7 protein-coding genes are annotated in these 6,322 nt (G+C 61.1%); all 7 read right to left on the bottom strand.

From position 1 onward, the window contains the following. Positions 1 to 51: 51 nt before the first annotated feature. Complete coding sequence (gene atpE / locus JCM17207_RS07460) at positions 52 to 333, bottom strand: ATP synthase F0 subunit C (RefSeq protein ID WP_238316984.1); 282 nt, start codon at positions 331 to 333, stop codon at positions 52 to 54. Positions 334 to 384: 51 nt separating this feature from the next. Next, the gene (locus tag JCM17207_RS07465) at positions 385 to 1,128 is read right to left on the bottom strand and encodes a F0F1 ATP synthase subunit A (protein WP_238316985.1); all 744 of its coding nucleotides are present in this window, start codon (positions 1,126 to 1,128) and stop codon (positions 385 to 387) included. Continuing rightward, the gene (locus JCM17207_RS07470; protein WP_238316986.1) at positions 1,119 to 1,643 is read right to left on the bottom strand and encodes an ATP synthase subunit I; all 525 of its coding nucleotides are present in this window, start codon (positions 1,641 to 1,643) and stop codon (positions 1,119 to 1,121) included. Before JCM17207_RS07470 ends, JCM17207_RS07465 begins: the two co-directional genes overlap by 10 nt. Before the next feature lie 15 nt (positions 1,644 to 1,658). Beyond that, on the bottom strand, positions 1,659 to 1,922 hold the full coding sequence (locus JCM17207_RS07475; RefSeq protein WP_238316987.1) for an AtpZ/AtpI family protein: 264 nt from the start codon (positions 1,920 to 1,922) through the stop codon (positions 1,659 to 1,661). A 271-nt stretch (positions 1,923 to 2,193) separates the two neighbouring features. Beyond that, on the bottom strand, positions 2,194 to 3,612 hold the full coding sequence (locus JCM17207_RS07480; RefSeq protein WP_238316988.1) for a glycogen synthase: 1,419 nt from the start codon (positions 3,610 to 3,612) through the stop codon (positions 2,194 to 2,196). Positions 3,613 to 3,764: 152 nt separating this feature from the next. Beyond that, positions 3,765 to 4,892, bottom strand: a complete 1,128-nt coding sequence (glgD, locus tag JCM17207_RS07485; protein ID WP_238316989.1) for a glucose-1-phosphate adenylyltransferase subunit GlgD — start codon at positions 4,890 to 4,892, stop codon at positions 3,765 to 3,767. Next, positions 4,886 to 6,079, bottom strand: a complete 1,194-nt coding sequence (locus tag JCM17207_RS07490; protein ID WP_238316990.1) for a glucose-1-phosphate adenylyltransferase — start codon at positions 6,077 to 6,079, stop codon at positions 4,886 to 4,888. The genes glgD and JCM17207_RS07490 overlap by 7 nt, the downstream gene beginning before the upstream one ends. Positions 6,080 to 6,322: the final 243 nt, after the last annotated feature.

Below are 6,322 nucleotides of genomic sequence, written 5' to 3' on the forward strand. Positions count from 1 at the left end.
CGTCTCCCTCCTTTGTTCCGGCCCCGAAGGGCCTTGTTCGCTCTGGGGCGCTTACTGCAGATAGTTCATGAACATACCGGGTGCCAGGAAGATGAGCAGCAGACCGGTGACGAAGCCGTAAATACCGGTGGTCTCGGCCAGAGCGACGCCCAGGATCAGGGTGCTGGTGACGTCGCCCTTGCTCTCGGGCTGACGGCTGACGGCCTCAACTGCGGCGGCGGCGGCGTTGCCTTCGCCGATGCCAGGGCCGATACCGGCGATCAGAGCGCAGCCTGCGCCGATGCCGCAGCCAGCCAGAGCGATACCACGGGCCAGGAATTGAAAGTCAGTCATAATGGTTGTCCTCCTAAAATTTGTTGTTGGTTTGCAGAACGCCGGACGGGGTTAGTCCTCCCCGGCAGCCTGCTTGATAAAGATGGTGGTCAGGGTACAGAAGATAAATGCCTGGATGCATCCGCCGAACCAGTCGAAATACAGGCCGGTGAGGGCCGGCAGACCGATCTGGAACAGCTGGATCTGGCCCAGCACGCCGGGCAGCCAGCCGAACACCACATGGCTCAGACTGGCCAAACACCAGTACAGCAGAGACGAAATAACGGTGCCGGACAGGATGTTGCCGAAGTGACGGCAGGCCATGCTGACGGGGGTGGCCAGCTCCGAGATGACGTTGATGGGCGCCATCAGGAAGATGGGGTCGAGATAACCTTTCAGGTAGTTTTTCAGGCCGCTGGCTTTCAGTTTGTGGTAGGTGATGAGGATAAAAACCACCACCGCCCAGGCCAGCTCGGTGTTGAGGTCGGCCGTGGGGCTCCAAAAACCAATGACGCTGATCAGGTTGCAGAAGACGCTCAGGGCGAAGATGGACCCCACCAGGGGGATATACTGGTCGAACTTGGGGCCCATGTTCTCCCGGACAAACTGGTCCAGCCGCAGGACGATAAACTCGGCGGCAGCCTGCCGCTTGGAGATATTCTCCAGCTGGAGGTTGCGTCCCAGCCAGAAGGCCAGCCCGGACAAAAGCGCCATCACAATCCAGGTAACCACCAACGTCTGGGTGATCTTGAGATCCCCCAAAATCGGGATGTCGGTGTGGATGGTGAACAGGATTTTTGCGCCGTTCAGTTCCATGCTTCGTTTTCACCTCCTTCATCCCGGGGTGCGCCGGCCGGTGCGGCGGGCTCCCCGGCGCCGGCAGCGGCGGGGGGCTCCTCCTCCACGCTGACCTCTTCAGTGTGGGGCGTGGCCGGTTTGTATTTGCCCGTTATTTGCAGGTAATAGATGGTCACCCGGGGGAACAGCAGGGGCGCTGCGCCCGCCAGGGCCTGGAAGCAGGGGGCCGCGATGGCGATGACCACCCAGAGCCCCTGCACCAGCATCCGAACATTGTACGAGAGTTTCAGCTGCACCTTGCGGCGGCCCTCATCGGGCTCGTCCAGCACCTTCTGGACCATGACGCAGATGCCGTAAAAGTTGCCCACGGCCACGGCGCTGCCCACGATGCCGCCCAGGATGACCGTGTAGTCAAAGGGGGCCAGCCCCGCCACATGGAGCGCCGCGAAGAGCACCCACATGGCCGCGGTACAGATCGCGGTGCCTCCGGCGATGCGCAGCAGTTCTTTTTTCGCTTCGGGTTGCAGATTCATGGAAAAAGCCTCCGTTTACTGGTGGTCATTGAAGCCCACCCGGGATTGGGGCGTTTTTTTGCGGGCGCGGCGGATCATCCGCCGGGAAAAGGCGGCGAAGGTCTGGGCCCCGCTGGACAGCCCCAGCAGTACCGCCGGCAGATACAGCCAGCCCGGCCACCCCCAGTGGGACACCGCCCACCAGCAGCCGCCCAGGCAGAGCAGCAGGGGCATCATCATGCTCAGGCCCAGCTGCGCCAGCCAGACCAGATCTTCCAGTGCCTGGTAAATCTCCTTCACAGCCAGCGCCTCCTTTCCACCCGCCCGGGCGATCCCGGGCCAACGCCTGTATCGCTAGTATAAACCAAACGGGCCCGCCATTCAATGGAAACCCTTGCTGAACTCCCAAAATTTTTTAAGTTTTTTTCGGCGCATCCCGCTATCTGCACAAAAGCCTCGACAAAATCCCGACAAAAAGCCCGTTCCCTGCCCCTTAAAAACCAAAAAGCCGCCCGGCTCACAAAGAGCCGGACGGCAGATTCAAATTTTAACGGGGATAATCGAAGTCAGCTTACCAGAGGTTGGCGGTCTCGTTGTACAGACCCTCGTAGCTCTTGGCCGAGACGCTCCAGCTGAAGTCGCAGTTCATGGCGTACTCCACCAGCTTCTCCCAGTTCTCCTTGTTGTAGTAAGCGGCGTTGGCGCGGCAGCAGGCGTCGTACAGCTCGTGTGCGCTGTACCCTGCGAAGGTGAAGCCGTTGCCCTGGCCCTTGGAGGAGTCCTTGATGGAGTCCCGCAGGCCGCCGGTCTCGCGGATGATGGGAGGCGTGCCGTACCGGCAGGCCACCATCTGGGCCAGGCCGCAGGGCTCGCTCTTGGAGGGCATCACGAAAACGTCGGCGCCGGCATAGATCTGCTGGGCCAGAGCGCCGTCGAAGCCGATCCAGGTACCCACCCGGCCCGGGTGACGGGCGGCCAGGTCAGAGAAGAAGGCCTCGTACTGCATTTCGCCGGTGCCCAGGATGACCAGCTCGATGCCCAGCTCCACCAGGCCGTCGGCCACGCTCTGGACCAGGTCGAAGCCCTTCATTCCCACCAGGCGGCTCACCATGCCGAAGACGGGGCTGCCGTCCTTGTGCAGGCCGAACCGGTCCTGCAGAGCGGCCTTGCAGGCGGCCTTGCCCTCGCGGAAGTTGGCCACGCTGTAATTGTAGGGGATGTTCCGGTCGGTGGCGGGGTTGTTGGCGTCCATGTCGATGCCGTTCAGGATGCCGCAGAGCTTATACTGCTTTTCCCGCAGCAGGGCATCCAGGCCGTAGCTGAACCAGGGGTCCAGGATCTCCTGGGCGTAGGTGGGGCTGACGGTGGTGATCTTGTCGGCGGTCTCGATAGCGCCCTTCATGAAGTTGGCGCAGCCGTCGTACTCCAGGATGTGCTGATCCCGGCGGCCGATGCCGCAGGTATCCTCCAGGATGTCGGTGCCGTACTTGCCCTGGTAGGCGATGTTGTGGATGGTGAAGATGGTCTTGATCCGGTTGAACTTGTCCAGGTGCCGGTAATAGAGGTTCAGGTACACCGGCACCAGAGCGGTCTGCCAGTCGTTGCAGTTGATGATGTCGGGGGTGAAGTCAATGTAGAACAGAGTCTCCAGCACCGCGCGGGAGAAGAAGGCGAACCGCTCGCCGTCGTCGTAGAAGCCGTACAGGCCCTTGCGGCGGAAGTAATACTCGTTGTCCAGGAAGTAGTAGGTCACGCCGTTGTACTGGGCGGTGAACAGGCCGCAGTACTGGCTGCGCCAGCCCACGGGGACGGAATAGTTGGTGACGTAGGTCAGCTGGTCGCGGATCTGGATGTCGCCGTACAGGGGCATAATGACCCGGGCGTCCACGCCGTCCCGGACCAGAGCCTTGGGCAGAGAGCCCGCCACGTCGGCCAGGCCGCCGGATTTCGCAAAGGGAGTGGCTTCGGAAGCCGCATACAGGATTCTCATAAACAATACTCCTCCTTCTGGATGGTGTTGCCTCCCCCGGCCCGCGCGGGGCAGGCCGATTGATTAAAAGACAGGGGGCGGAGGCGCAGGGCCCCCGCCCCCCTCTGAGAGGGGCTACCGGGGAGGGAGCCGCCCCTGCTTGTCAGCTGGGATCAGACGGTGTGGTTCTTCTGGACGTAAACCGGGAAGCTTTCGGTGCCCGAGAGCTTCTTGCCGGCGGTAATCTTGACGTTCTTGTCGGTGACGACGCAGGACAGCTCTGCGCCGGGCTCCACAACCGTATCCTGCATCAGCACGCAGTTCTTGACCACTGCGCCCTTCTTGACCTTAACACCGCGGAACAGCACGCAGTTCTGGACGGTGCCCTCGATGGTGCAGCCGTCGGCCAGGATGGAGCTGGTGACCGTGGAACCGGCCACGTAGCGGGTGGGGTTGTCGTCGCGGATCTTGGTGTAGATGGGGCTGGACTTGGGGAACAGAGCGTCCAGGTTCTTCTCGTGGATCAGCTTCATGTTCTCGTCGAAGTAGCTCTTCATGTCGCAGACATGGGCCACATAGCCGGTGTACTCCACGGCGTGGACGTTCAGGATGTTGACGTTGTGGGCCAGGATATCCCGCTCGAAGTAGATCAGGCCGCGGGCGGTGGCGTCCTTGACCAGCTTGATCAGGGTCTCGCGCTCCAGCACGTAGATGTTCAGGTCCAGGTTCTGGACGCCGGGGCGGTAGTCGTTGAGCAGCAGCTCGGTGACGCGGCCGTTCTCATCCACGGTGAGGGTGTAGTTGTCATTCTTGCGGCCCTCGGGGATCTCGGTCTTCTGGTAAGCCACGGTGACATCGGCGCCGCTGGCCTGGTGCTCAGCCAGCAGGGCGTTGAAGTCGTAGTTGATGGCGATGTTGGCATCGCTCATCACCACGTAGCGCTCCTTCTGGTGCTCCAGGAAGCCCAGGATGGAGGCCAGAGCCTCGACCCGGCCGGAGTAGATCCGGACGCCCTTCTCAGCGAAGGGAGGCACGATGTTCAGGCCGCCGATCCGGCGGGCCATATCCCAGGCGCGGCCGGTGCCCAGGTGATCCATCAGAGAGTGGTAGTTCTTGCGCACCACGATGGACACGTTGGAGATGCCGCAGTTGGCCATGCTGGACAGGACAAAGTCCACCATGCGGTAGCGGCCCGCGAAGGGGATCGAGGCCATGGCGCGCTCGGTCACCAGCTCGGGTACGGTGTTATCATAGCTGTTGGGGAAAATAATACCCAACGCATTGTTGTTCTGGCTCAGCATACTTCCTCACCCTCCTTGACGGATTCAAATACTTTGGCGCCCTCTTTGACGGTGGCGCCCGCGCCGATGGTGAGGCCGGTGCCCACATGGGCGATGCTGCCCTCGCCGCCGACGACAGCCCCTGCGCCTACCACGACGTTCTCCGCCAGGATGCAGCGCTTGACCACAGCGCCGGCCTTGACCACGGCGCCATCCATCAGGACGGCGTCCTCAACGGTGGCGCCCTCTTCCACGACGACGCCGGCGCTCAGGACAGAGTGCTTGACGATGCCGTAGATCTTGCAGCCCTCGGTGACCAGAGAGTTCTCCACCACCGCACGGGGGCCGATCTTCTGGGCAGGCAGGACGGGGTTGCGGCTGTAAATCTTCCACTTCTCGTCGAAGATGTCAATGCCGGAGTTCTCGGGGTCCAGGACCTCCATGTTGGCTTCCCACAGGCTGTCGATGGTGCCGACGTCCCGCCAGTAGCCCGCGAAGCGGTAGGCGTACATCTTGCGGCCATCCCGCAGCAGAGCGGGGATGATGTTCATGCCGAAGTCGTTCTTGGAGTTGGGGTCAGCCTCGTCCTCCTCCAGGTACTTCTTGAGGATATCCCAGTTGAAGATGTAAATGCCCATGGAAGCCAGGTTGGACTTGGGCACAGGGGGCTTCTCCTGGAACTCGGTGATCCGGTCGTTCTCGTCGGCGACCATCAGGCCGAAGCGGGAAGCCTCTTTCCAATCGACTTCCATGACGGCCACCGAGAAGTCGGCGCCCTTCTCCTTGTGGAAGCGGAGGAAGTCTGCATAGTCCTGCTTGCAGATCTGGTCGCCCGACAGGATGATGACGTACTCGGGGTCATAGCTGTCGATGAAGCTGATGTTCTGGTAGATTGCGTTGGCGGTGCCCTTGTACCAGTCGGTACCCTTGGCCTGCTCGTAAGGGGGCAGGGTGTGGACGCCGCCGTACAGGCGGTCCAGGTCCCAGGGCTGGCCGTTGCCGATGTACTCGTTCAGCTTCTGGGGCTGGTACTGGGTTGCGATGCCCACGGTATCAATACCGGAGTTCACGCAGTTGGACAGCGGGAAGTCCACGATGCGGTATTTGCCGCCGAAGGACACCGCCGGTTTTGCCGTCTTCTGTGTCAGCGCGTAGAGACGCGAGCCACGGCCGCCGGCAAGGATCATTGCCACAATTTCTTTTGCCATAACTTTATTCTCCCCTTTTTACGTTTCCTGCCCGGCGCTGCGAATGGTTGCGCTTTGCGGAAACGAAAATCAATGTAAAGAACCGTACTCCCCCTGAACCGCTCCAGTAAAAGTAGACAATGAAAAAAGAAGGCCTCCTGTGGTAGAATAAAACTACTACAGGAGGTCTTTGCTATGCCCAGAAAATACAGCCACATTCAGGAACACGAGAAGGAAATAATAGAGCTTCGCAGCCAGGGAATG

The sequence above is a fragment of the Faecalibacterium gallinarum genome (assembly GCF_022180365.1).
In the GTDB taxonomy this organism is placed as follows: Bacteria; Bacillota; Clostridia; order Oscillospirales; family Ruminococcaceae; genus Faecalibacterium; species Faecalibacterium gallinarum.